At 61.5% G+C, this 22,381-nt stretch carries 23 protein-coding genes and 1 tRNA gene; 13 read left to right on the top strand and 11 right to left on the bottom strand.

What is annotated here, in order from left to right; all coding sequences use genetic code 11:
• The first annotated feature begins 15 nt into the window (after positions 1-15).
• The 3 genes from AC1DLT_RS29580 to AC1DLT_RS29570 all read left to right on the top strand — a co-directional run bounded on the left by AC1DLT_RS29580 (position 16) and on the right by AC1DLT_RS29570 (position 4,153).
• The gene (locus AC1DLT_RS29580; RefSeq protein ID WP_477489093.1) at positions 16-1,362 is read left to right on the top strand and encodes a cbb3-type cytochrome c oxidase subunit I; all 1,347 of its coding nucleotides are present in this window, start codon (positions 16-18) and stop codon (positions 1,360-1,362) included.
• Between the two features lie 76 nt (positions 1,363-1,438).
• Positions 1,439-2,245: an AAA family ATPase gene (locus AC1DLT_RS29575; RefSeq protein ID WP_477489115.1), complete on the top strand. Its 807-nt coding sequence runs from the start codon at positions 1,439-1,441 to the stop codon at positions 2,243-2,245.
• Positions 2,246-2,254: 9 nt separating this feature from the next.
• Positions 2,255-4,153: a nitric oxide reductase activation protein NorD gene (locus AC1DLT_RS29570; protein ID WP_477489092.1), complete on the top strand. Its 1,899-nt coding sequence runs from the start codon at positions 2,255-2,257 to the stop codon at positions 4,151-4,153.
• Positions 4,154-4,217: 64 nt separating this feature from the next.
• On the opposite strand, the gene hemN is transcribed toward AC1DLT_RS29570, so the two are convergent.
• A complete protein-coding gene (gene hemN / locus AC1DLT_RS29565) occupies positions 4,218-5,570 on the bottom strand; it encodes an oxygen-independent coproporphyrinogen III oxidase (RefSeq protein WP_477489091.1) in 1,353 nt (450 codons plus the stop codon).
• A gap of 200 nt (positions 5,571-5,770) precedes the next feature.
• Between hemN and AC1DLT_RS29560 the strand changes: the two genes are divergently transcribed.
• From AC1DLT_RS29560 to AC1DLT_RS29540, 5 genes are read left to right on the top strand one after another with little or no spacing between them, the layout of a single operon-like run.
• Positions 5,771-6,040 (top strand): DUF2249 domain-containing protein, encoded by a 270-nt coding sequence (locus tag AC1DLT_RS29560; RefSeq protein WP_038546255.1) that lies wholly within the window; start codon positions 5,771-5,773, stop codon positions 6,038-6,040.
• A 12-nt stretch (positions 6,041-6,052) separates the two neighbouring features.
• Positions 6,053-7,411, top strand: a complete 1,359-nt coding sequence (locus AC1DLT_RS29555; RefSeq protein WP_477489090.1) for a hypothetical protein — start codon at positions 6,053-6,055, stop codon at positions 7,409-7,411.
• Entirely contained in the window at positions 7,408-7,929 is a 522-nt protein-coding gene (locus AC1DLT_RS29550; RefSeq protein ID WP_477489089.1) for a DUF2249 domain-containing protein, read from the top strand. The genes AC1DLT_RS29555 and AC1DLT_RS29550 overlap by 4 nt, the downstream gene beginning before the upstream one ends.
• Complete coding sequence (locus AC1DLT_RS29545; protein ID WP_038546260.1) at positions 7,922-8,218, top strand: metal-sulfur cluster assembly factor; 297 nt, start codon at positions 7,922-7,924, stop codon at positions 8,216-8,218. Before AC1DLT_RS29550 ends, AC1DLT_RS29545 begins: the two co-directional genes overlap by 8 nt.
• Positions 8,215-8,415, top strand: coding sequence for a hypothetical protein (locus AC1DLT_RS29540; protein WP_477489088.1), 201 nt, complete (start codon positions 8,215-8,217; stop codon positions 8,413-8,415). Before AC1DLT_RS29545 ends, AC1DLT_RS29540 begins: the two co-directional genes overlap by 4 nt.
• Before the next feature lie 52 nt (positions 8,416-8,467).
• Here the strand turns inward: AC1DLT_RS29540 and AC1DLT_RS29535 are convergent, their stop codons facing one another.
• Entirely contained in the window at positions 8,468-9,163 is a 696-nt protein-coding gene (locus tag AC1DLT_RS29535) for a Crp/Fnr family transcriptional regulator (protein WP_038546264.1), read from the bottom strand.
• 166 nt (positions 9,164-9,329) lie between these two features.
• Between AC1DLT_RS29535 and AC1DLT_RS29530 the strand changes: the two genes are divergently transcribed.
• A complete protein-coding gene (locus tag AC1DLT_RS29530) occupies positions 9,330-10,547 on the top strand; it encodes an NnrS family protein (protein WP_477489087.1) in 1,218 nt (405 codons plus the stop codon).
• A gap of 43 nt (positions 10,548-10,590) precedes the next feature.
• On the opposite strand, the gene AC1DLT_RS29525 is transcribed toward AC1DLT_RS29530, so the two are convergent.
• The 7 genes from AC1DLT_RS29525 to AC1DLT_RS29495 all read right to left on the bottom strand — a co-directional run bounded on the left by AC1DLT_RS29525 (position 10,591) and on the right by AC1DLT_RS29495 (position 16,503).
• Positions 10,591-12,207: a copper resistance CopC/CopD family protein gene (locus tag AC1DLT_RS29525; RefSeq protein WP_477489086.1), complete on the bottom strand. Its 1,617-nt coding sequence runs from the start codon at positions 12,205-12,207 to the stop codon at positions 10,591-10,593.
• A gap of 30 nt (positions 12,208-12,237) precedes the next feature.
• Positions 12,238-12,780, bottom strand: a complete 543-nt coding sequence (locus AC1DLT_RS29520; protein WP_477489085.1) for a YcnI family copper-binding membrane protein — start codon at positions 12,778-12,780, stop codon at positions 12,238-12,240.
• A gap of 305 nt (positions 12,781-13,085) precedes the next feature.
• Positions 13,086-13,472 carry a hypothetical protein gene (locus AC1DLT_RS29515; protein WP_247135414.1) on the bottom strand — a complete coding sequence of 129 codons (387 nt, stop codon included), beginning with the start codon at positions 13,470-13,472 and terminating at the stop codon, positions 13,086-13,088.
• A gap of 206 nt (positions 13,473-13,678) precedes the next feature.
• Positions 13,679-14,254, bottom strand: a complete 576-nt coding sequence (locus tag AC1DLT_RS29510) for a DUF308 domain-containing protein (RefSeq protein ID WP_477489084.1) — start codon at positions 14,252-14,254, stop codon at positions 13,679-13,681.
• Between the two features lie 391 nt (positions 14,255-14,645).
• Complete coding sequence (locus tag AC1DLT_RS29505; RefSeq protein WP_477489083.1) at positions 14,646-15,275, bottom strand: hypothetical protein; 630 nt, start codon at positions 15,273-15,275, stop codon at positions 14,646-14,648.
• A gap of 72 nt (positions 15,276-15,347) precedes the next feature.
• Entirely contained in the window at positions 15,348-15,938 is a 591-nt protein-coding gene (locus AC1DLT_RS29500; RefSeq protein WP_477489082.1) for a TetR/AcrR family transcriptional regulator, read from the bottom strand.
• Positions 15,939-16,083: 145 nt separating this feature from the next.
• The gene (locus AC1DLT_RS29495) at positions 16,084-16,503 is read right to left on the bottom strand and encodes a winged helix-turn-helix transcriptional regulator (RefSeq protein WP_477489081.1); all 420 of its coding nucleotides are present in this window, start codon (positions 16,501-16,503) and stop codon (positions 16,084-16,086) included.
• A gap of 42 nt (positions 16,504-16,545) precedes the next feature.
• On the opposite strand from AC1DLT_RS29495, the gene AC1DLT_RS29490 reads away from it, so the two are divergent.
• A complete protein-coding gene (locus tag AC1DLT_RS29490) occupies positions 16,546-17,355 on the top strand; it encodes an SDR family NAD(P)-dependent oxidoreductase (protein WP_477489080.1) in 810 nt (269 codons plus the stop codon).
• A gap of 174 nt (positions 17,356-17,529) precedes the next feature.
• Here AC1DLT_RS29490 and AC1DLT_RS29485 read toward each other — a convergent pair whose 3' ends face one another.
• On the bottom strand, positions 17,530-18,522 hold the full coding sequence (locus AC1DLT_RS29485) for a LysR family transcriptional regulator (protein ID WP_477489079.1): 993 nt from the start codon (positions 18,520-18,522) through the stop codon (positions 17,530-17,532).
• A gap of 171 nt (positions 18,523-18,693) precedes the next feature.
• On the opposite strand from AC1DLT_RS29485, the gene AC1DLT_RS29480 reads away from it, so the two are divergent.
• The 3 genes from AC1DLT_RS29480 to AC1DLT_RS29470 are packed head-to-tail and all read left to right on the top strand — an operon-like array spanning position 18,694 to position 21,933.
• The gene (locus AC1DLT_RS29480; protein ID WP_477489078.1) at positions 18,694-20,874 is read left to right on the top strand and encodes a xanthine dehydrogenase family protein molybdopterin-binding subunit; all 2,181 of its coding nucleotides are present in this window, start codon (positions 18,694-18,696) and stop codon (positions 20,872-20,874) included.
• A gap of 13 nt (positions 20,875-20,887) precedes the next feature.
• On the top strand, positions 20,888-21,337 hold the full coding sequence (locus AC1DLT_RS29475) for a (2Fe-2S)-binding protein (protein WP_477485263.1): 450 nt from the start codon (positions 20,888-20,890) through the stop codon (positions 21,335-21,337).
• Positions 21,337-21,933 (top strand): hypothetical protein, encoded by a 597-nt coding sequence (locus AC1DLT_RS29470; protein ID WP_247033545.1) that lies wholly within the window; start codon positions 21,337-21,339, stop codon positions 21,931-21,933. The genes AC1DLT_RS29475 and AC1DLT_RS29470 overlap by 1 nt, the downstream gene beginning before the upstream one ends.
• A gap of 299 nt (positions 21,934-22,232) precedes the next feature.
• On the opposite strand, the gene AC1DLT_RS29465 is transcribed toward AC1DLT_RS29470, so the two are convergent.
• Positions 22,233-22,309 (bottom strand) — tRNA-Met (locus tag AC1DLT_RS29465).
• Positions 22,310-22,381 lie beyond the last annotated feature (72 nt).

Below are 22,381 nucleotides of genomic sequence, written 5' to 3'. Positions count from 1 at the left end.
GGAAGGGAAAAACACATGAAATATCAAACCCAAAAGGTCGCCATGCTGTATTTTTACGGCGCGCTCGGCCTGTTCATCGCCCAGGTCCTGTTCGGTGTTCTGGCGGGAACGATCTACGTCCTGCCGAACACGCTTTCGGAGCTGCTGCCCTTCAACATCGTGCGGATGATCCACACCAATGCGCTCATCGTCTGGCTGCTGATGGGTTTCATGGGATCGACCTACTACCTGCTGCCCGAGGAGTCCGAAACCGAGCTGTTCAGCACCAGGATCGCGGTTGCGCAGTTCTGGCTTTTCCTCGTCGCAGCGGCGATCGCCGTGGTCGGTTACCTGTTCCACTATCATGAAGGCCGCGAGTTTCTGGAACAGCCGTTCCCGATCAAGATCGGTATCGTCATCGTCGCGCTGATGTTCCTGTTCAACGTGACGCTCACGGTGCTCAAGGGCCGCAAGACCGTCGTCACCAACATCCTGATCTTCGGCCTCTGGGGCGTCGCGATCTTCTTCCTGTTCGCCTTCTACAACCCGGCCAATCTCGCGCTCGACAAGATGTACTGGTGGTATGTCGTCCATCTCTGGGTCGAGGGCGTCTGGGAACTGATCATGGCCTCGGTGCTGGCCTTCCTGATGATCAAGCTGAACGGCATCGACCGCGAAGTGGTCGAAAAATGGCTCTACGTGATCGTCGGCCTTGCGCTCTTCTCCGGCATTCTCGGCACCGGCCACCACTTCTACTGGATCGGCGCCCCCGGCTACTGGCAGTGGATCGGATCGCTCTTTTCGACGCTCGAAGTGGCTCCCTTCTTCACCATGGTCGTCTTCACTTTCGTGATGACCTGGAAGGCGGGGCGCAAACACCCGAACCGGGCCGCACTTCTCTGGTCGATCGGTTGCTCGGTCATGGCCTTCTTCGGCGCCGGTGTCTGGGGCTTCCTCCACACGCTGTCTTCGGTCAACTATTATACCCACGGCACCCAGCTCACCGCCGCCCATGGCCACCTCGCCTTCTTCGGCGCCTATGTGATGCTGAACCTTGCCGTCATGGCCTATGCGGTGCCGGAGCTTCGGGGCCGCAGCCCTTATAACCAGTGGCTTTCGATGGCCAGCTTCTGGATCATGTGCATAGCCATGTCCGTCATGACCTTCGCGCTGACCTTTGCCGGCGTCCTTCAGGTGCACCTGCAGCGCGTCCTCGGCGAAAGCTTCATGGATGTTCAGGACCAGCTGGCGATCTTCTATTGGGTCCGGCTCGGATCGGGCGCATTCGTGCTCATCTCGGCGCTGATGTTCCTCTGGGCCCTGTTCGTCCCGGGCCGCGAACGGCGTCCCGCGGGCACCGCGAGAATCCAACCGGCCGAATGATGCAGCGCGGCTCCGTCTTCTCACCGACGGAGCCGCGTTCCTCCATCCCTCCAAAGATCAGGACATCCCGATGACCATGATTTCCACGATAAAGCCGGTCGAGGCCGCACCGATTCCCCGCTACATTCCTGCCGGCAACGAATGCGAGCTGTTCGAAATGGCCTGGAAGCGGCAGCTTCCGCTTCTCTTGAAAGGCCCGACCGGATGCGGAAAGACCCGCTTCGTTTGCCATATGGCCGAGCGTCTCGGACTGCCGCTTGCGACCGTCTCCTGCCATGACGATCTGGCCGCCGCCGATCTCACCGGCCGGTTCCTCCTGAAAGGCGGCGAAACCATCTGGGTGGACGGCCCCCTGACGAAGGCGGTACGCGGTGGCGGCATCTGCTATCTCGACGAAATCGTCGAAGCGCGGAAGGATGTCGCCGTGGTCATCCACCCGCTGACCGACGACCGCCGTATCCTGCCGCTCGAAAGGACCGGAGAGGTGTTGGCGGCCCCGCCGGAGTTCATGCTGGTCGTCTCCTACAACCCCGGCTACCAGAACATCCTCAAGGCATTGAAGCCTTCGACCAAGCAGCGCTTCGTCGCCATCGAGTTCGACTTCCTTCCCCGGGAGCAGGAAGTGGCGATCGTTGCGGCCGAAAGCGGCCTTTCCGAGCGCCATGTCGTGCCGCTGGTAAATCTCGCCCATCGCCTGCGCGCCCTCAAGGGGCATGATCTGGAGGAGGGCGTTTCGACGCGCCTGCTCGTTTACTGCGCTACGCTGATCGAAAGCGGGCTCGACCCGCGCCATGCTATTCGGGCTGCCATGATCGAGCCGTTGACCGACGATCCGGATGTGCGTGCGGCGCTGATCGAAGTGGCGAATGCCGTGGTTGCCTGAGGTGCTATGATGCTGGATTTTCTCGAGCTGGAAGAAACCGTCGGCAAGGCCTGGCACCGCCTGGTCGGCCAGACACGAAGCCTGCCGCGTTATCCCGAGCATGCAGTGGCGCTGGACGAGGTAAAACCCGTCCTCGCCTCCTGCTTCCGCGGCTTCGGGGGCGATCACGCGGCCCAGCTCGTGGCGGCCCATCAGCGCATCTCGAAACACCGCCTGAAGCTTCGCCAGCTTGTGGGGCTCGGCGAGGAGCGGATTGCCCAGTCGGGCCGGGATTTCGCCCGCGCGATGCTGCCTGATGTCATCGACTTCTTTCCGGACCGCAGCCTGAACCGAGCATTGTACGTCTGGCTGACGGCGGCAATAGCTACATTGCCCGAGGCCCGGCCAGCCTCGCCGGATCCCCTCGCACGGGATCTCGAGCGGCTGCATATGGCGATCTCCAATGTGGACGAAACGCTTGCCGCATTTCCCGGCCTGCGCCGGGTCTATCGAAATTTATGTCAGGCAACGCTTACCGAGCGCCACCGCGGCAGGCTTCCCTCGGTGGAACGGCTGCTGGAAAGCAGGATCATCAGCCTGCTGCGGGCAGGCGCCGGCCTGCCGGACGACACGCCGAGCGCGATCTTCCCCCGCCATGCCCCACCGGGCTACCAGCCTATGATGGACGTGCCGCTCTGGCCGGAATTCTTGTCCCAGGAGGAAAGCCGTTCTTCGGCGGAGGACTCGGAAACCCCGCTCGGCGATCCGCAGGGTTCGGCTGGCAAGAGAAGGTTCAGCGCGAAGCGCGAGCGGGAAGACGAAAAGCGCTCCGAACGGAGCCCGTTTATCCTCAACCGCTTCGAGAAAATCCTGGCGATGACGGAAATGGTCAATGTCGACCGGCCGACCGACGACAAACCCGAGGAGGATGGCAAAGCCGCCGAGGATCTCGACGAGATGGTTCTCGGGCGCCGCAAGGAACGCCCCTCCTCGCGTTTCCACTTCGATCTCGACCTTCCGCCGGAAATGGTCGACCTCCAGGAAATCGCTGCCGAGCTGACCTATCCCGAATGGGATTACCGAAAGACCACCTATCTGAAGAACCATTGCCGGGTCCTTGCCGTCCCGACGTCGGCCAGCGGCGACCGCCTCGAGATATCGGAGGATACGAAGGCGCTGGCGAGGAAGGTGCGCAAGCAGTTCGAGATCCTGCGGCCGCGCCAGGAAATGCTCAAATCGCAGCTGGACGGCGTGGAACTCGATCTCGACGCCGTCGTCCGGCGCCGGACCGATCTCCTGGCCGGAGGGCAGGCAACCGACCGTATCCATGTGGCAAGCCGGCCGCGCACGCCCGATCTCGCCGTCACCATTCTCGTCGATGTCTCCCTCTCGACCGACGCCTGGATCGACAACCGGCGGGTTCTGGATGTCGAGAAGGAAGCGCTTCTCGTCCTCGCGCAAGGCCTGACCGCCTGCGGCACGGATCACTCGATCCTCACCTTCACTTCCCGGCGCCGCTCCTGGGTACGGGTCGAGACCGTGAAAGGCTTCGACGAGCGGCTTTCTCCGGTTGTCGAGGATCGGATCGCCGGCCTGAAACCCGGATATTACACCCGCCTCGGAGCCGCCCTGCGGCACGCCACCGCGGACCTCGCAAAACGCCCCAACCGGACCCGTCTGCTTCTCGTGCTGACCGACGGCAAGCCCAACGACATCGACCACTACGAGGGGCGTTTCGCGATGGAAGACAGCCGCCGCGCCGTGCAGGAAGCAAGGCGCCTCGGCGTCAACATTTTCGCCGTGACGGTGGACAAGGATGCGAAATCTTATCTCCCGACGATGTTCGGCCGCAACGGTTATGCGGTTGTCGGAGATATTTCAAAGCTTCCGGCGGCTCTGCCCGCCATCTATCGCGGCCTGACGGGATAGGGGAGCCCGGCCGCATGGAGGTCCGGCTGGACGGATGCCGGACCTCCATTTCCCGTTCTGAACCCTATGCCGCCTTGCTGAACGACCTGCCGCTTCTGTTCAGATAGGCATCGAATGCAGAGGCCGCGGCTCTGACGATGAACCGGTGATCCTCCGAGACGCGGATGACGCCGGCCCGGCGTTCGATCAGGCCGTCTCGTTCAAGCTCATCGAGCCGATCGTTGCCCCGCAGCAGAAGCTCGGCATCGAAGCCATGCGCTGCCGCAAGGGCCGCAACATCCACTGTAAAGTCGCACATCAGCCTCTCGATCACCTCACCGCGCAGGCGATCTTCCGGCGTGAGGCGATAGCCCTTGGCGACCGGCAGTTCGCCTTTCGACACCCGGGTCGCATAAAGGCCCGGCGGAACCTCGTTCTGGATATACCCTTGCGGCAACCGTCCGATCGACGACGCCCCGAGCCCGATCAGGGCGTCGCAGGCGTCCGTCGTGTACCCCTGGAAATTCCGGTGCAGCCGGCCTTCGGCCTGCGCAAGCGAGAGGTCGTCGCCCGGCAGGGCGAAATGGTCGAGACCGATCCTGACATATCCTGCCGCCATTAAGGCCTCGGCGATCGCCGATGCCTGAAGCGCCCGCTCCCGTGCATCCGGAAGCGCCGCCTCGTCGATGAGCCGCTGGTGCTTCTTGAAGCTCGGGATATGCGCATAGCCGAAGACGGCAAGACGATCCGGCCGCATGCTGACGGCCGCTTCGACGGTCTCGACGCAGGATTCGACCGTCTGAAACGGCAGCCCATAGATGAGGTCGAAATTGATCGCGTTGATGTTGTTATGGCGAAGATGCTCGACGGCATCCATCGTCGTCTCGACGCTCTGAACACGGTTGATCGCCTTCTGGACCTTCGGATCGAAGCTCTGGACGCCAAGGCTTGCGCGGGTGACGCCCGACTGGCCGAGCGCAACTGCCATCTCCCCGGGCAAGGTTCGCGGATCGATCTCGACCGCGGCATTGACGGCGCCCGCAAAACCGAGGCGGTCGCGAAACGCATCCATCAGCGCGATGAATTCCTCTGGCCTGATGATGGTCGGCGTACCGCCGCCGAAGTGGATTTCCCCGACGCTGAAGCTGTCGTTTCTGACGGATGCCAGAAGCTCGATCTCCCGGTGCAATGTCTCGATATAGTCGAGAATGGGCCTGTCGCGCTCGGTGATCGTCGTGTGACAGCCGCAATACCAGCACATCGACCGACAGAAAGGGATGTGGATGTAGAGCGAGGTTGGCTGTCCTTGAGGCAATGCCTTCAGCCAGGCCGGATAGTCGAGGGCGTCGAAATCCGAGCTGAAGTTCGGAGCCGTCGGATAGCTCGTGTAGCGCGGCAACCGTGCATCGCCATATTTCTCGATTATCGCTGCGGACATGTCGGGCTCCTTTCAGTTTTCTTCAAAGAGCATTTAGCTGGCCGGCACCTGCCTCTCTTTGTGCAAAATCAACGACAGCGTCCTCTTTCTGCAAAATATTTGTCCCGACGCAAATTCCGTCGATCGCGCCGCTGCTAAATCATCGAGGCGGCCGGGATCGGCCAGGCCGCTGCACCAGCTCGAAAGGCCCAGAACAAACCATGTCGGATATTGAGATCCCCTCCATCGACGTCAGGACGCTCGCGCCCGCCGAACGTCACCCGAAGATTTTTGGCGTGCTGACGTCCCTCATTCCCGGCGGCGTCATGCATGTCACGAGCGACCATGATCCCCGACCGCTGCACTACCAGATCGAGAGCCGGTATCCGGAAGAGTTCGACTGGCAATATCTCGAACAGGGTCCGGATGTCTGGCGCGTCGAAATCCAGCGGGCTCAAAGCTCCGGCTGCGATTGCTGCTGCGGACATTGAAAGACGAAAGCCATGCCCGGCGCCACTCTCTCCCCCTGGACGATGTCCTATTTCGCGACGGCGCTGGTCTGCCTGGTCGCCGGGCTGGCCTTGACGATATCGGGCTTCGGATATCCATCCGCTCCCATCAACGATCCGGCCTCGCTGGTGATCGTTCACCTGATCGCGGTCGGCTGGCTCGGTCTCCTGTTTGCCGGATCGCTGCTTCAGTTCGTGCCGGTGATCGCCTCGCGACAGCTGCAATCCCCCCATCTCGCCCTGCCCGCCTTGCTGCTGACCATGATCGGGCTTCCCCTGCTGCTGACCGGCTTTCTGGGCCTGGCCGATATCGTGCCCCTCTGGATTTGGATGCTGCCGGCCGGAGGCCTCCTCCTGACGGTGGCCTTTGCGGGTCTCTGCTGGATGGTGGCGGGCACGCTTGTGGCGGCCCGGCCGTACTCGCTGCCGGCAAAGTTCGTCGCGCTCGGCTGCGTGCCACTGATCGCCACGGCGCTGGTCGGGCTGCTGTTTGCCCTTTCCCTCTCCGGCCTTACCGATAATCCGCATCTCATCGGGCTGATTCTGTCAGCCGGACCGGCGCACGCTTATCTCGGCTTGTTCGGATGGATGACCATCACAGCGATCGGCGTCAGCTACCGCCTCCTGACGATGTTCCTGCTGTCGCCGGAAAGAACCCGCGGGACAAGCCGGGCGATCGGCTGGCTGGTCGTCGCCGCTCTCGCGATAGCAAGCTCCGGCATCTTCCTCGATGGAGCCGGCGTGCCCGCGGACTGGCCGCTTTACCTGGCGATCGCCCTTTCAGGACTTGCCGCTCTTCTCTACACGCTCGATATCCACTCGATTTTCCGCGCACGGAAACGGAGGTCCGTGGAACTGAACGTGATCGCGAGCCTGGTGGCGATCGGCATGCTGGTCTTTTGTTTCGTTCTTTTTGCCGCCGCGATCGTGATCGGCAAACTGCCTGAGATGGTGATGCCGGTCGCCTACCTCTTCACCTTCGGATGGCTGACCGGGCTCGGCCTCGGGCAGCTCTACAAGATCGTGGCATTCATGACGTGGCTGGAGTTTTACGGCCCTGTTCTTGGCCGCACAATCGTCCCACGCGTCCAGGACCTCGTCAACGAGCGGCGGGCATCCTTGTGGTTCGCGCTCTATTTCACCGCGACGGCAACGGCGACCGCGGTCCTGATCCTCGACATGCCGTACATGTTCAGGGCGGCTACATTCGCTCAGCTCGCGGCTGTTTGCGCTCTCGCCTTCGAGTTCATCCAGGCCCGCCGCCTCGCCATGGTTCCGGCCGCGACCCGGCTGCCATCGGCCATCGCCGCACGGCGGCTCATCTTACCAAGCTTCAACGGGAGGTCACGATGACCCAGGAATTCAAGGAACTTGATGTCAGGCCCATCCTGAAGAACGGCGGCGAGCCGTTCGAAGCGATCATGACGGCGGTCGCCGCGCTGCAGCCCGGTCAGGGACTGAAGCTGCTTGCGCCCTTCAAGCCGCAACCGCTCTATCGCGTCATGGATGCCAGGGGCTTCGATCACGCCGTTATCGAACTCGACGGCGGGGATTTCGAGGTCCGCTTCACGCCGCGCCAGCAAGAAGCGGTCGCGCTCTCCGAAAACGCGGTCTCGCCCGAACTCTGGGCCGAACCGTCCGTGCAACTCGACCTTTCCGACCTCGATCCGCCGGAACCGATGCAGCGAATTCTCGGCGCGGCCGAAGCCCTCGACGCGGGCGAAGTGATCTTCGCGGTGCTGGCACGCGAGCCGGTCTTCCTGTTCCCGGAACTGACGCGCCGGGGCCATCAATGGGTGGGCAATTTCGATCGGGACGGCAGCGCCTACCGCATCATGATCCGCATCGGCAAAGGGGTTGCCGATGCCTGACAAGTCCGAGCAGGCCAACCTGATCGAACAGGTCAGGCAACAACTCTCCATGGTCATTGATCCGGAGATGGGACGCAGCGTCGTGGACATGGGCCTGATCTACGGCATCGAGGCGGATCAGGCCGGCGACATGCACATATCGATGACGACCACGACGAAAGGCTGCCCCGCCTCGACCTTTCTGAAGGAAGCCATCCAGGCCTGTGCCGCATCGGTCGCCGGCGTAAAGAGCGTCGAGGTGGAGCTGACCTACGACCCGCCGTGGAACGCATCGATGATGACGCCATGAAGCTTCTAACGCTGATCAGGCGCTGGGGAGGGGCCCGGCACCACGATAGGACGCCGCTCGTTTCGCATGCTGGAAATGTCCGGGACAAGCGCCTTGCGGTCTACGAGATTGTAGCATCCGGCGCTGCGGACGACCCGGCCTTGTTCATCATCGAGGAAATCGAGCGCCTGAGCGACTCAATCGCCAGGGAGATCTGAGGCATCTCGCCGGGTTGTCCGGCGCCCGTTTCAGAACGCCTATCCCGCTCCGTTACCCCTTCGTGCTTTCGGCCAGCGCCAGCAGGCCTTCGGCATCCTTCACCAGCAGCTTCTGGCGTCCGCCTTCGACCAGGCCTTTCGCCTCCCATGCGCTCATGATCCGTGAGACGGTATGCAGCGTCGTGCCGGTCATCTCGGCTATGTCCTGCCGGGAGATCGGGAAATCGATCCGCACCGCGTCGCCTTCCTTGCGGCCCGCGTGCTTGGCCAGCCTCAGAACCGCGTGGGCGACCCGCTGCTCGACCTCCTGCGTCGACATCTCCCGGATGCGGGCATGGGCTTCTTCCAGGCGCTGCCCGATCGTCTGCATGGCGGTCACCGCAAGCCGGGGATTTCGATCGACGAACTGCGGCCAAAGCTCCGTCGGCCAGCAAAGGGCGATGCTTTCCGCAACGGCCATCGCCGTGCCGGGATAGTCCATCCGTTGAAGCGCCTTGGCAAAACCGAAGAGATCGCCCGGGTGGACGACGCGCACGATGATCTGCTGGCCGTCTTCGGTGACCTGCGTGACCTTCAGCCTGCCATGCAGGAGCAGATAGAAATGCGCCGCGACCGCCCCCTGTTCGAAGACGGCTTCGCCCACAGGCACCCTGCGGGAGGTCGCGTGAGCAAGAAGCGCTTCCGTATCGGCATCCTCCATCCTTTCGAACAGGGGAAAACTTCTCACGAGGCTCTTATCGATCTTCAACGGCCTATGCTCCGCTACGGTCGGCGCGAACCTAGCACAGCCCGCCGCGAGATCGAAGATGCGCTATTGCCGCGCCGGCAGCAAACATTCCCGCGTCTACTTGCGACGCCGCAATGAAGGGCGTCGCCGCCGCCGCTACAAGGGTGCCGAACAAGGAGTTCCGAAGATGACGACAATTCCGGCCGGGCGGCGACCTGGAAGCATCCCGAGGGGACTTTCCACAACCGCCCCCATCATATTCTCCTACGGCTTCCGGCCATTTTTTCTCTCGTCGGCCCTCTGGGCGGCTGCCGCGATGCTGTTATGGATGGCAAGCCTGGCCGGACTGATCGACGTGGCGGTTTCCTACGGCACCGTCCATTGGCATGCACACGAGATGCTGTTCGGTTATGCGAGCGCCGTGCTTGCCGGTTTCCTGCTGACCGCGGTTCCCAACTGGACCGGCAGGCTGCCGGTGTCCGGTTGGCCACTGGTCTTCCTGTTCCTCGTTTGGGTCGCCGGCAGGCTGGCGCTGCTTCTGTCCGACTTTATCGGCACCATGGCCGCCATCCTGGCCGACAGCGCCTTTCTGCCCCTCCTCCTCTTCATCTGCGTGCGCGAGGTGGTCGCAGGACGGAAGTGGAAGGATCTGAAGGTCGTGGGCGGCCTGATCGCCCTCTCCGCCGCAAACATCCTGTATCATCTGGCGGTTGCCGGCGGGCAGCACCCATCCGTGGGTATCAAGCTCGCCCTCTCGGCCTATACCGCAATGATCCTCATCGTCGGCGGCCGAATTATCCCGAGCTTCACCCGCAACTGGATCAACAAGACCGGACGGACGGATTTCCCCGCCGCCTATGACCGGTTTGATACGGCGGCCATCCTCTGCGGAGTCGTCGCCCTGGCCGCCTGGGTCGTTCTAGGTGATGGAAAGCTCGTCGCGGGGACGGCAGGACTGGCAGCAGTCATGCACACAATTCGGCTCGCACGCTGGCGGGGCTGGACCACGACCGCTGAAATGCTGGTGACGATCCTGCATATCGCCTACCTGTTCATACCGCTGGGGTTCCTTGCGATCGGCCTTGCAGCCATGAACCTCTTCGACCAGACCTCCGTTATCCATGTCCTGAGCGTCGGAACCGTGACCACGATGATGCTCGCCGTCATGACAAGGGCAAGCCGGGGCCATACCGGACGGGTCCTGACCGCATCGCGAACAACCGTCGCTTGCTATGCGGCAATCGCGCTCTGCGCCCTTCTAAGGCCAAGCGCCGGCCTCTTTCCGGAATTTACGAGCCTGATCTACTCGCTGTCCGGGGCCGCATGGCTTGCCGCTTTCGGCCTGTTTGTCCTCGAATACGGACCGATGCTGACCCGCGTGCGGCGGCGGGTGGCGGAAGGATAAAGACCACTCTGCGACAGGCGAGCCTCCTCAGGCCGGCATCAGATCAAGGCGCGATCTCGATCTCGCCCTCCATCCTGGCGATCTCAAAATCGCTGATGATCACATCCAGACGAAGTCGCCACCGGCCGGGAATAGGAAGCATGATATCGGGCACCGTCCAGCTGTCTTTACCTTTCTCGGCCTTCCGCCTTATCGGCTCGATCCCGGCCCCAGGGTTAGAGAGCACGACCGTCACCTCCTGAGGATCGAGCAGCGACCGGTCGCTTTTGGCGATAACTGCGGATATCGCGACCTCCCCTACCCTGTCCGGCGTGATCCTGACATCAGCCACGGCCTTGCTGGTCTCCAGATGAACGACGGCAGTCCTCTGGACTTCGGCGATCAAGGTGCGTGGAGGCGGCGTGAAGCGCCACGTCGCAGCCACCGCGAAAATGAGGAGCAGGATGACGGTCTCCGCGGCGATCGAACGAACGAGCTGGCGGATCGCCGCAGGCTCCCCCTTCCTCGAACCTGAGGTGAGTTTCCACCGGTTGATGGCTGCCAAGGCAAACAGCAGGGCGAGCAGCCCGAGCTTGACGAGGAATACGATCCCATACGCCGTCGTGACCAGCCCAGCCGGGGTGCGGACCTGGACGACGGCAAGCACGCATCCGGCCACGGCAAGGACCAGGACGGCCCATGGTATGAAGACCGAGAAGCGGTGCAATGCCGCGCCGGCCGCTTCTTTGTCTTTTCCGAACTCGGCCAGGAGCGGCAGCAGCGCACCGGCCCAGACAGCTATGGCCGCGACATGCAGGAAAACGGCCGGGCGCATCAGCCATTGCGGATCTGCAGCACTCGCGTGCCCGCTGAGGCATAGGGAAAATGCCGCGGTCACGACCGCCGATATCGATATCCAGCGGGCGTCCCTGCCCCGGCCGCTGGCCAGAGCGAGCCCCGCGAGCGCTACGGCCGCGATCGCAAAAATGACCGTCGGTCCGAAACTCGTAGCCATTCCCGCCTTCCAGACAGTGGGCGCGACGAGCCGTGAAATCGGCTCGCCCACCGTATCGAGCCCCTGAAAGCCGGCTGAAAGCACGGCACCCGCAAAACCTATGCAGAGAGTGGCAAGCACCTGCCTCAGCGCATTGCGGGAACCGTCCGCGAACCAGTGGATGGCAAACGCGCCGCCGACCCCGAAAAAGAGACCGACATAAAGCGCCACCTTGCCGATCCAGAGACCAGCGCGAACCGGCCAGTCGATATCAGCAGCAGCGCCCCGGGCGCTGGCGTTCGGTTGCCCGATCGAGAAGACGACGGAGCCGCCGATCGGGTGACCATCTTCCGAAACAACCCGCCAGGAAAGGAGATAACTGCCGTCCTTGAGGTCTCCAGGCGGCGTGATCTCGACCACCTTGTCCTTCAGGACGAAGTTTTTCAGAGGGGCGATACTGCCATCCGGCCGCGTGAGCTTGAGGCTGGTCGGCGAGACAGGCTCGCTGAATGTCAGAGCGATCATGCGCGGGGCCGTGGACACGACCGAGCCATCGCGCGGCTCGGTCGTATTGAGGGATGCATGGGCGGATGCCGCCGCCGTCATGACCAGCCACAGCAGGATCGCAAACAGGAACCGCTGCAGAGTGCCGGTCAGTGAAAGTGCCTTGTGGCAAAGCGGCGTCATCGGCCTTCATGCTCCCGGGTGGATGGATCGTTAATTGCCCGTCTTCTGAAGAAGCTTTATGCCGGGCGCCGGAAGTTCGAGGTCCGACGCCTTCTGGCCTGCAGCCGGCACTTCGATCCAGCGTTCCTTGAGGCCTTCCGGGCATTCCTGGATCACCGGGAAATAGAGCATGTCGCCGGCTTTCAGGTCGGCCGCAATCGTGCCCCGCAGCACGAACTCGTCATATTCGTCGTCGCCGAGGTTGCCGCCGCTCCAGACCACTTCCTTCACTCCTTCGGCGACGGGAGAGCCGTGATTGTCGTAGGCCTTGGCATAAGCTCCCTTGACCTTGTCGAGCGTCCAGCCCGCCTTCGGCTGCGGCTTGACGCCGTAGAACCCCTCCGGAATCTGGACCCGCACGGTGTTCGTGGGCTTGCCTTCGCAGCCATGCGGCACGCGCAGCACCGCCTTATAGGTCGAGCCGACGGGAGCGTCTTTTCCTTCCAGGGTGACATGCGCCAAGGCGGCGGTGCTGCCGAACACGAGGATGGCGGTGGTTGTGGTGATTGTCTTCAACGTGATTGTCTTCAACATGTAACTCTCCATGCTTGGCCGCGCGTTGGGCGGCCTGATTTTCGGGCGACTGGCAGCCACGAGGGCGCCGGCCGGTATGGCTGATGGCTTGAAAGGGCGGTCCTATCCGTGTTCCGGTCCGGCCGGCCGCGAGGGCGCGACACGCGGCTTCCGCCGCTTCGTTGCCGTTTAGCCAGGTGTGAACTCAGAAGATCGCAGGATTGCCCGACTTACAGCGGCCCGCGATCTCAATGTCGCGCGTCACGCTTAAGTCTTTGTTCCGCATGTCGTGTTGCAAGACGGCGTTCGTTTTGCACGACAAGCCTTCAGGCCGCCTGAGGCGGCGCGCGGGGATTCCCGGGAGAGGTTTCGGGGCGTTCGAAGGGACCTGTATCCACTTCGATTGGAAGCAGTTTGGAGGTGGCCTCCAGCCGGTTGTTCAGAAAATTGTCGGAAAATTGCGGCGCGAGCGCTGGAGCGAGAACGCTGCATGCCTGCGTGCAGCACTCGGGCAGTTTTGAGCCGTCCTTGTGATCCGATTGGCCGCTACCGCCGGCATGGGTAATGCAAAGCGGGTTTCCAAAGTCATCGAGGACGGGAGCTGCGACCGCCGAACCGAGAAGGAAGGACCCAAGCAGCATCTGCACGACGAGCGCGTAGGCCGCGATCGACGCGAACACAACACTGCAGGCAGCTGCTTTGCGGTTCTTCACGGTCCCCTCATCAGTTGCGGCAAGCCGCGGATGTCCGATTTGGACATCCGTTATTGGCACGGCACGGTGACATCTGTCTATGCGCCCTTCCGCCACAGCGCTCTTTGATGCGCGTCAACCTCTCGGCTCAAGTTCGACCTTGATCGTTTACGGGACTCCGACAGCTTTCAAAAATTCCCACCCGATGAATCAGAGAGAAAACTTCGTCAAGCAGTCTTCTGCCGCATTTGGCTGACTGTGAGCCAAACCGCCGAGACAAGAAAATAGAAAGCACCGAGACCAGCATAGCCGGCAACATTGGCAATTGAAGGCTCAACCGGCTTCAGCGCTTGGGCGATGAAGAACGCGCCTGCTATTGCCGACTGGCCGCCACTCAGGATCATTGCCCACTGCCCACCGCTCGTCTTCCAGCGCCGAACTGCTGTGGCAAGCTGTGACAGGCCGGAAAAGATTGCCCACAGACCAAAGCCGCCAAGGACCCAGTTCATACTCATTGTGAGCGCGACAATGACTGCAACCGTCATAACCAAACTGACCGCAACGTTTATTGCCTGGCTCCGGTTGTTCGCCAGGCCGCCGTTTCGTGCGGCATCGACGTAATTGGCGGCCGCATCCCAGGCGGGGTAGATAATCAACAGAATGGCCGCGATAGTGAAAGACTGGCGGCCGGCCGTCAGCGCTGCTGCGACCCAGATTATGGAAAACGCCGCTCGCGCAAAGTAGTACCGCTTCAGCCAGTAATGCCCGCCGTTTTCGGCGATGTCCGTTTGGTAGTTTGTCATAGTGAAATCCTAATTCTGGTTTGATTGAGTTGTTCTTCTGTTTTCAAGCATGTTGGAAATCACACGTAGACGACGTGCTTTCCGAAGGGTGTCTTGTCTCCCCGATTGCCTTGCCCGATCCGCTCGCTCTCGCCTGAAAACCGTCCGGGAGATTTCTGCATGGAACTGGGTTCCTCATGCTCCCGCCTTCATGGTCAGTTGTTCGGCTGAACGAAGAACAGTGGCGGCGGATAAATACTGTCCGAGGATATCGAACGTTATCGTTGATGGCGGTCTCGTTCACGACGACGTCCCTTCGTCGGTCGCGTCGGGTGCAGATTGAGCAGCATTTGCATGTTGTCGCCGGCCGAACCGGTATGGCGGCCGATCCAGCCAGCGACGGCGACGTGGTCTACATTGGGGGAACCACGCCATTCTTACCGACGATCACCTGATGCGCGATCGTGCCGGTTGCACCTTTCTCGGCGGCAATGAAGACAACGGCACCAGGAACTAGATCGTCATTGGTGGCTGGAGCGATGGTCACGACAGGTGTGCCGTCCGGGATGGCAATCTTCTTTTCCTTGCCATGATAGGTCACGGTCACCGTCCGGCCATCGACGCCTTTAACGGCATCCGCGACGGTCGCGTTGGTCATACTGCTATCGGGTTTAAGATCCCAACCGTAGCTGCCCTCGCCGGCGCCTTTCATGGCCGGCGGGAAGATGAGGACTTCAAGCGCACCATCACCACCGCCGTCTTTTGGCATGGATGCTATGCCGACGAAGTCGCCTGGCTTGATGTCTGTGACTTTGGCGTTCGCGACGCTCGCAACTTTCCGGTCCGCAGCAAGGGCGACGTCGACGGTCTCACCTTCACGGGTCTTCACCTTCAGAGTGGATCCGCCAAAGTTGACGATGCTGCCGCGAACATGGATCTGAGCGGCCTTCTTATCTTCCGCATGGGCGGGCGTTACGAGGATTGCCATGGACGAGAGACTTGACAGCACCAGGGCAATGGTGGGGAGGTGGTTCTTCATCATTTCACTCTTCCTACTAGTTGGTAGTTGATGATGGCGCAGTTTTACCTGAGGAAGCCAAGGCCGCCCGCAGGATTAGTGAGTGGCGACGGGCGACAGCCGGTTGAGAGTGGGAGCCAGTATGGTGGCGAATACCTCCCCGTTGCCGTAAGCGCGGGCAGAAAGCATCGCGCCGTAAACAGTTGCCAGGAATGCCTCGGCTTCGACGCCGGGCTCGCTCGAAAGGTTGAGCGTCTTTTCCTTTGCGCCGCGCTCCATAACTGAGGTCAGCCATGAAGAGATGAAACGAAAGAATGCCGTGACCTCTTTCGCGACCTCTGGTGGCAGCGATGGCAGCTCGCTGGCAAGCAGAGCGCATACGCAAAAAGGCCTGCTCGAATCCTCGATGCACTTGGCCCAATGACCTGCATAAGCCCTCAGGATATCAAGCGGGTTCGAAACGTGTTGCTCAAGAGTTGCCACCCCTGCCACGCCAACTTCGCGGTATTGCTTGACCAGTTCTCGCACCAGGTCGACCTTGCTGGGGAAATGGTGGTGGATGCTGGCTTTGCGGATGCCGACAACCTCGGCAATATCAGCATAGCTGAAGCCATTATAGCCGCCGCTCATGATCAAGGCTCGCGCGGAGGCCAGGATTTCATCGGAGGTCGTAGAAAGATTGCTCATATCTCTTTCTACCTTCTAGTAGGCAGAGCGTCAATAGCATAACGCGATCACATTGTTTGTCAGCCGTCGGTCGAGAGGGTCATGGATTTCCAAGCGTCGATTTCCTGCTGAAGGCGCTCTATCCTGGCCGACACGTGCTGAGTTGTCATTTTTCCCCACGATGAACTCCAAAATCATCACCTGAAGACAGCCCGTCTGGGTGATCCTCCGAGAATTGTCTGGCGGCAAGAAGAACCGGCATCAGAGCAAATCCCATTGTTGTTAGCCGATATTCGACGCGCGGCGGCTGCTTGCCGAAATCTCTCCTGTCGATCAACCCTTCCTGCTCCAACTCCCGCAGATGTTGCGTCAGCATTTTTTGGGAAATGCCCTCTATTTCGCGAAGCAACTGGGAGCTTCGCATCGTTGAATCGGCATAAAGGCGAAACAGGATCGGCATCTTCCAACGCCCGCTAATCATGTGAAGCGTGCGTGTGACATGAGCGACCGCCCCATCCGGACCCAGGCATACGGATCGGGCATCTAATGGAACAGGCACCTTTTGGTACGTTCTTGTAGCTCCCACGCAGCCTCCTATGTGGTCCGACAAAAGATAGGTGATTGGATCATGGATTTACAGCTGAATGGCAAGGTCGCGCTCGTAACAGGAAGCAGCAAGGGCATCGGGGAGGCCGTGGCAAAAGGACTTGCGCAAGAAGGAGCGACGGTCATCGTTCATGGTCGCAACAGAACCGCGACAGAGCAGATCAAAGAACAGATCATCTCTGTCGGTGGGGATGCGCATTGTGTGACAGGCGATCTGACGGTTGAAGAGGACGTTGCCGCAATGGTCGCGGAGGCGCAGCGGCTTGGCGGGGCAATTGGCATCTTGATCAACAACGCAGGCGGGTCTGGCCCCGGGGAGGACTGGAGCAATGCTTCACCCCAATCCTGGGCCTCGACCTACGACCGCAACGTGATTGCTGCCCTGCGGGTTACCAACTCAGTGCTACCGGGCATGCGACTGGCAAAATGGGGCCGGGTCATCAATATATCGAGCCTCGCGGGCCTGATGCCTCCTCCTGTCAATCCAGATTATTCCGCCGCCAAGGCCGCAATACTTGCGATGACCGCATCGATGGCAAAGGCCGTCGCCGGCGAAGGGGTGACAGTGAACGCTATCTCTCCGGGCACGATCCACAGCGCGAAGCTTGACATGAAGTTTCGCGAGGTCGCGGTCAAGCACGGTGTCGCCGCCGACGCACCTTGGCGGGACGTCGAGAAGGTCGTGTTGCGACTGTTTGCGCAGGTGCCAGTGAACCGGGTGGGAACGTTGCAAGAGATCGCGGATGCCATCGCTTTCCTTGTCAGTCCACGAGCAGCCTACATCACAGGATCAAATATTCGACTGGATGGCGGGATGCTCCCTACGATCTAGGCTCAGGACTCGTTAAATCAAAGCCGGATCGTGCGGGATGACAACCTTTCGGCTTGCCCGAGATGGAATGCAGGCCGTAATCCTGCGTGCGGCCAAGACGTCTCGAAACCAGGATCCGCTTTAGCAGAAACAACTGGCGCGTAACGCGTCGATTGTGCATCGCCGGTGAGCCTGTTATTGATCGGGCATATCACTGTCAGCGCCATTCGCTTCGCCTTGCCTGATTGTGCTGCCGGCCTGCGGCGAGCCAGCGCACTCGATTATCTTTGCCGACAACCAATCCAGGCCAATGTCTGATGCCGATCTTACATGCCGCACGAGGCTGAACGTGAAGGGGTTGATGGCGAGCGGTGGTTCAAGCACCGCAAGCCCGAATTGATTGGCGTATTTGGCAGCGAGTCTGGCCGGAACCGTTGACGAGAGGTCGCTACTCGCGACAACGCCCATGGCGGTCATGAACATTGGAACGCTCGCGACGACCCGCCGCCGGAGCCGGCGCTTTTTCAAAGCCTGATCGACCATGCCATGAAAGCCGCCTCTGAATGAGACAAGCACGTGATCGAGTGCCAGGTAGTGGTCGAGCGATATCGGGCCCTGCGCAACGGGATGGTCTTTCCTGACCACGACGACAAAGTCCTCCTCGAAGACCGGCACGGCCTGGAACTCATCCGGCAGATCCCAGACGCGCCCGATCGCCATCTCCATTTCGTTCGTGCGCAGGGCGTTCAGGCTTTCGGCTCCGACAGCGAATTGAAACGCGACCCGGCATCCAGGTGCTTCGGCGCGCAGCATCCCTATCAGCGGAGGGGCAATCACGGCGCCGACGAGGTCGTTGCTCGCAAGCCTGAAGGTGCGCGATGATGATTCAGGTTCGAAATGCGTGGGAACGTCAAGGGCCTCGTGGGCAAGCCGAAGAATGATTTCAATCTGCGGAAGAAGCTGTGAGGCGCGAGGCGTCGGCTCCAGCCCGTTCGGGCGCCGGATGAACAGGGGATCGTCGAACAGCTGGCGCAGCCGCGCGAGCGCATGGCTGACGGCGGACTGACTGACACCCAGCGTTGCCGCGACGAGCGTGGTTTTCTGCATCCGTACGAGATCGCGGAAGATTGCCAGCATGGTGAAGTCCAGCCGGCGCAGCTTCAGCTGATCGGCATTGGTTTTGCGCATCAACTGCATCTCCTCCTCGCAACGCGATCGCCTGTTTCGGCGATGTGATATCACATTCGTTCATATCGCATATCTAGCGATTTCAGTTGATCGAATAATGGCAAATCCTATGATCGATGGCTAGAGGCCGGTACTGGCATGGCCTGCGGAGCTTGGAGCGAATTGCTGACCATGATGCGTACCCCACTTGCGACAAAGCCCGTATCGCTGGATCGAAGGCAGTTCCTGGGCATGGCCGGCGCGCTGGTCTTGTCGGCGAACTTGACCGTGAAAGCGCGGGCCGCATCCCCGGGCAAATTCGTGAATGCTTGGTTGCGCATCGATCCGGACGATCAAGTGACGATACTGCTGTCCCAATCGGAAATGGGACAGGGCATCCAAACCACCCTTCCCCTGGCGCTCGTGGACGAGCTCGGCGCAGACTGGTCGCGGGTCAGGCTGGAATGGTCCGATTTCGATCCCGCTTACCGGCATCCGCAATATCAGTGGATGTTCACCGGCAACAGCGAATCGATCTCGACCTTCTTCCCGATCATGCGGACCATCGGCGCGGCCGCACGCGAGATGCTCGTCGAGGCAGCCGCGGCGCGCCTGAGTGTTGCGGCCGCCAGCCTTCGCGTCGACAAGGGCCGCATCCATCATGATCCGACAGGCCGGATGGTTACCTTTGGCTCGGTTGCCGCGGACGCGGCGAGGCTCGATGTCCCGAAAAAACCCCAGATCAAGCCGGCAAGCAGCTCGGACCTCATCGGCAAGCCGCAGCCCCGCGTCGACATACCTTCGAAGGTCGATGGATCGGCGATCTTCGGCATCGATGTGAAAGTGCCTGGCATGGCGGTGGCCGCTATCCGCCGGGCCCGTTCGCAAGGGGGATCGCTCACGACATTCGATGCAACGGCGATCAAGGCCGAACGTGGCGTGCTTGCCGTCGTCGAAATTCCGTCCGGCCTCGCCGTCGTTGCCAATGACTACTGGACAGCGAAGCAGGCTCTCGACCGGGCCGAGCTTACATTCACGCCTGGTCCGCTCGCCGGATATTCAACCGAGGGCCAGAAGGCCGAATATATCGCGCTGCTGAAATCCGCCTCGTTCGACGCCAAGGTCAAAGCAGACGATGCCACCGCCGCTCTAGCGGCCGCGAACGACGTGCTGGAGGCAACTTTCGAGATCCCCGCTCAGGCGCATGCGACAATGGAGCCGATGAACTGCACGGCCCATGTGACGCGGGACCGGTGCGAGTTGTGGATTCCGACGCAGGGCGTCGAGATCACCCATGCCGTCGCTAAGCAGGTGACGGGCCTCACGGACGACCAGATCATAATCCACCGGACGTTGCTCGGCGGCGGCTTTGGCCGGCGGCTGCTCGCGGATTTCGCCAAGATCGCCATCATGGTCGCAAAGGCCGCTGGCCGTCCCGTCAAGGTCATCTGGAGCCGGGAAGAAGATTTTCGCTACGACGCCTACCGCCCGCCAATGGTTCATGAAGTGAAGGCGTCTCTCGGCAGTGACGGCCTACCGGTGGCGATGACCCATCGTGTCGTCTCGCCGTCCCACATGCTCTATATATTCCCGCGAGGCGTTATCAAGGCAGAGGGCGACTGGGCGCGCCCGATCATGCCGCCGGCGGCCTATGACGGCATGGCGGTCGAAGGTCTGACGGAAACGCCTTACGCCATTCAAAACTACGCGGTCGAGCAGCATCGGGTCGGCACGCCGCTTGCCGTTTCGGTCTGGCGCACAACCGGCCACGGGCCGAACAACTTTGTCCTGGAAAGTGTCGTCGACGAATTGGCGTATCGCGCCAAGGACGACCCGCTTTCATATCGGCTGAAGCTTGCCGCTTCCGATCCTCGCGCGGTTGCCGTGCTGAAGGCGGTCGAGGCGCTGTGCGGCTGGTCGAACGCATTGCCGGCCGGGCGGTTCCGCGGCCTGGCGCTCGCCAAGGCATTCGGCGGCTATATCGCGCAAGTCGTCGAAATCTCCGTCATGGACAAGGACGTTAGGTGTCACCACGTCTGGAGCGCCGTCGACATCGGCCGCACACTCGACTCAGGCATTGCCACATCCAACATCGAAGGAGGCGTGGTCTGGGGTCTTTCCGGTCTGCGCACGGAGGTCACTTTCGCTAACGGCGAGATCGAGCAGACGAACTTCGATCAATTCGATCCGTTGCACCTGTCGGAAACCCCTAAAATCACGACGCGGTTCGTCGACAGCGGCGGCGAGCCGACCGGTGTTGGCGAGTTAGGTCCGGTGCCGACGCACGCTGCTTTCTGCAATGCCGTGTTCGCCGCGACTGGCGAGCGCATCCGAACCCTGCCGATTTCGCGCAGCGGCTATCAGTTGGTCTGACGGGAGCCATACAATGACGCGATTTTTAGTTAATGGGGGTGCGGTCACGGTCGACGCCGATCCGGACACGCCGCTACTATGGGCGTTGCGCGACCACCTCGGGCTGACCGGCACCAAATTCGGCTGCGGCATCGCTGCGTGCGGCGCCTGTACAGTGCATGTCGACGGCCAGCCAGTACGCTCCTGTTCCTTTTCGCTCGCTGACGCGGAAGACAAACAGGTCACGACGATTGAGGGGCTATCGGACGATCGCTCGCATCCGTTGCAGCGGGCCTGGATTGCGGAACAGGTTCCGCAATGCGGCTATTGTCAATCGGGCATGATCATGGCCGCCGCCGCGCTGCTCAAAGACAGGCCGCATCCAACCGATGACGACATCGATGCGGCAATCACCAATCTGTGCCGCTGCGGCACCTATGCCCGCATCCGCGCCGCAGTGCATCGTGCAGTGCGAGGTGCGTGATGATTGGCCGTTTGCTTCAGGCACGAACACTCGCCGGTGTGACGCTCGGCGTGATGGTAGCCTTGGCCTTCGTGCCGCCTGTGCGGTCGCAAGCGAAGGGCGACAGTACGTCGGCGGCCGACGCCTTCGACACGGTTGCACGCGTCATGGCCAGCCCCCGCTGTCAGAATTGCCATACCCTGACGGGCTTTCCGCGCCAGGGCGACGACCGGCATCGACACATGTTCCATGTGATGCGTGGACCCGCAGATGATGGTGCGGCCGGCCTGCCTTGTTCCACCTGTCACGGACGATCGAACAACGCAGCCAGTGGCGTCCCCGGCGCCAACGACGAATGGCGGCTCGCGCCACTCACCATGGGTTGGGACGGCCTTTCCCAACATGAGCTTTGCGAACACCTGAAGGATCCACAACACAACGGAAACCGCAATGGTGGTCAGGTCATAGATCATCTCAGATCGGCTCTCGTCAGATGGGCCTGGTCGCCAGGCGTCGACCGGACCGGGAAGACACGAACAACCCCGCCCGTCCCCTATGAGGAATTCATGAAGGATGCCGAAAGCTGGGTGAGCAGCGGAGCCGCATGTCCGAAATAGCCGGAGTTCAGGACTTGCCGGATCGCGGCGCATCAAGCAAAGACGACACCGATCGACGCCGCCACTTCCTGCAATTTCCTGCAATCTGTGGCCGCAGCGACGGTCGCGCCGGCCGGGTTTTGCGGGTGCGGACTTCATCCGGCGCTCGCGGCCGGCGGCACCATCGCGGCGTCCGGCACAGGCCCTCTGGTCGATCCCGGCAAGGGCTACCTCATCCAGCAGATTGACGACCGGCTCCAGGCGTAGAAACGACTACGGCTCCGTGGGGATGCCGCGAAGTTATTGAAGTTTTGGGAATTTGGTTGCGGGGGCAGGATTTGAACCTGCGGCCTTCAGGTTATGAGCCTGACGAGCTACCGGGCTGCTCCACCCCGCGTTGTACAGGCGACGGGAACCGTCGTCCTGAGAGCTTTTTGCCTGCGGCAAAATAGCGATGCGCAAAACCGAA

This window comes from Neorhizobium sp. 05N33, assembly GCF_056397445.1.
This window is presented reverse-complemented; position numbering and strand designations above follow the sequence as displayed.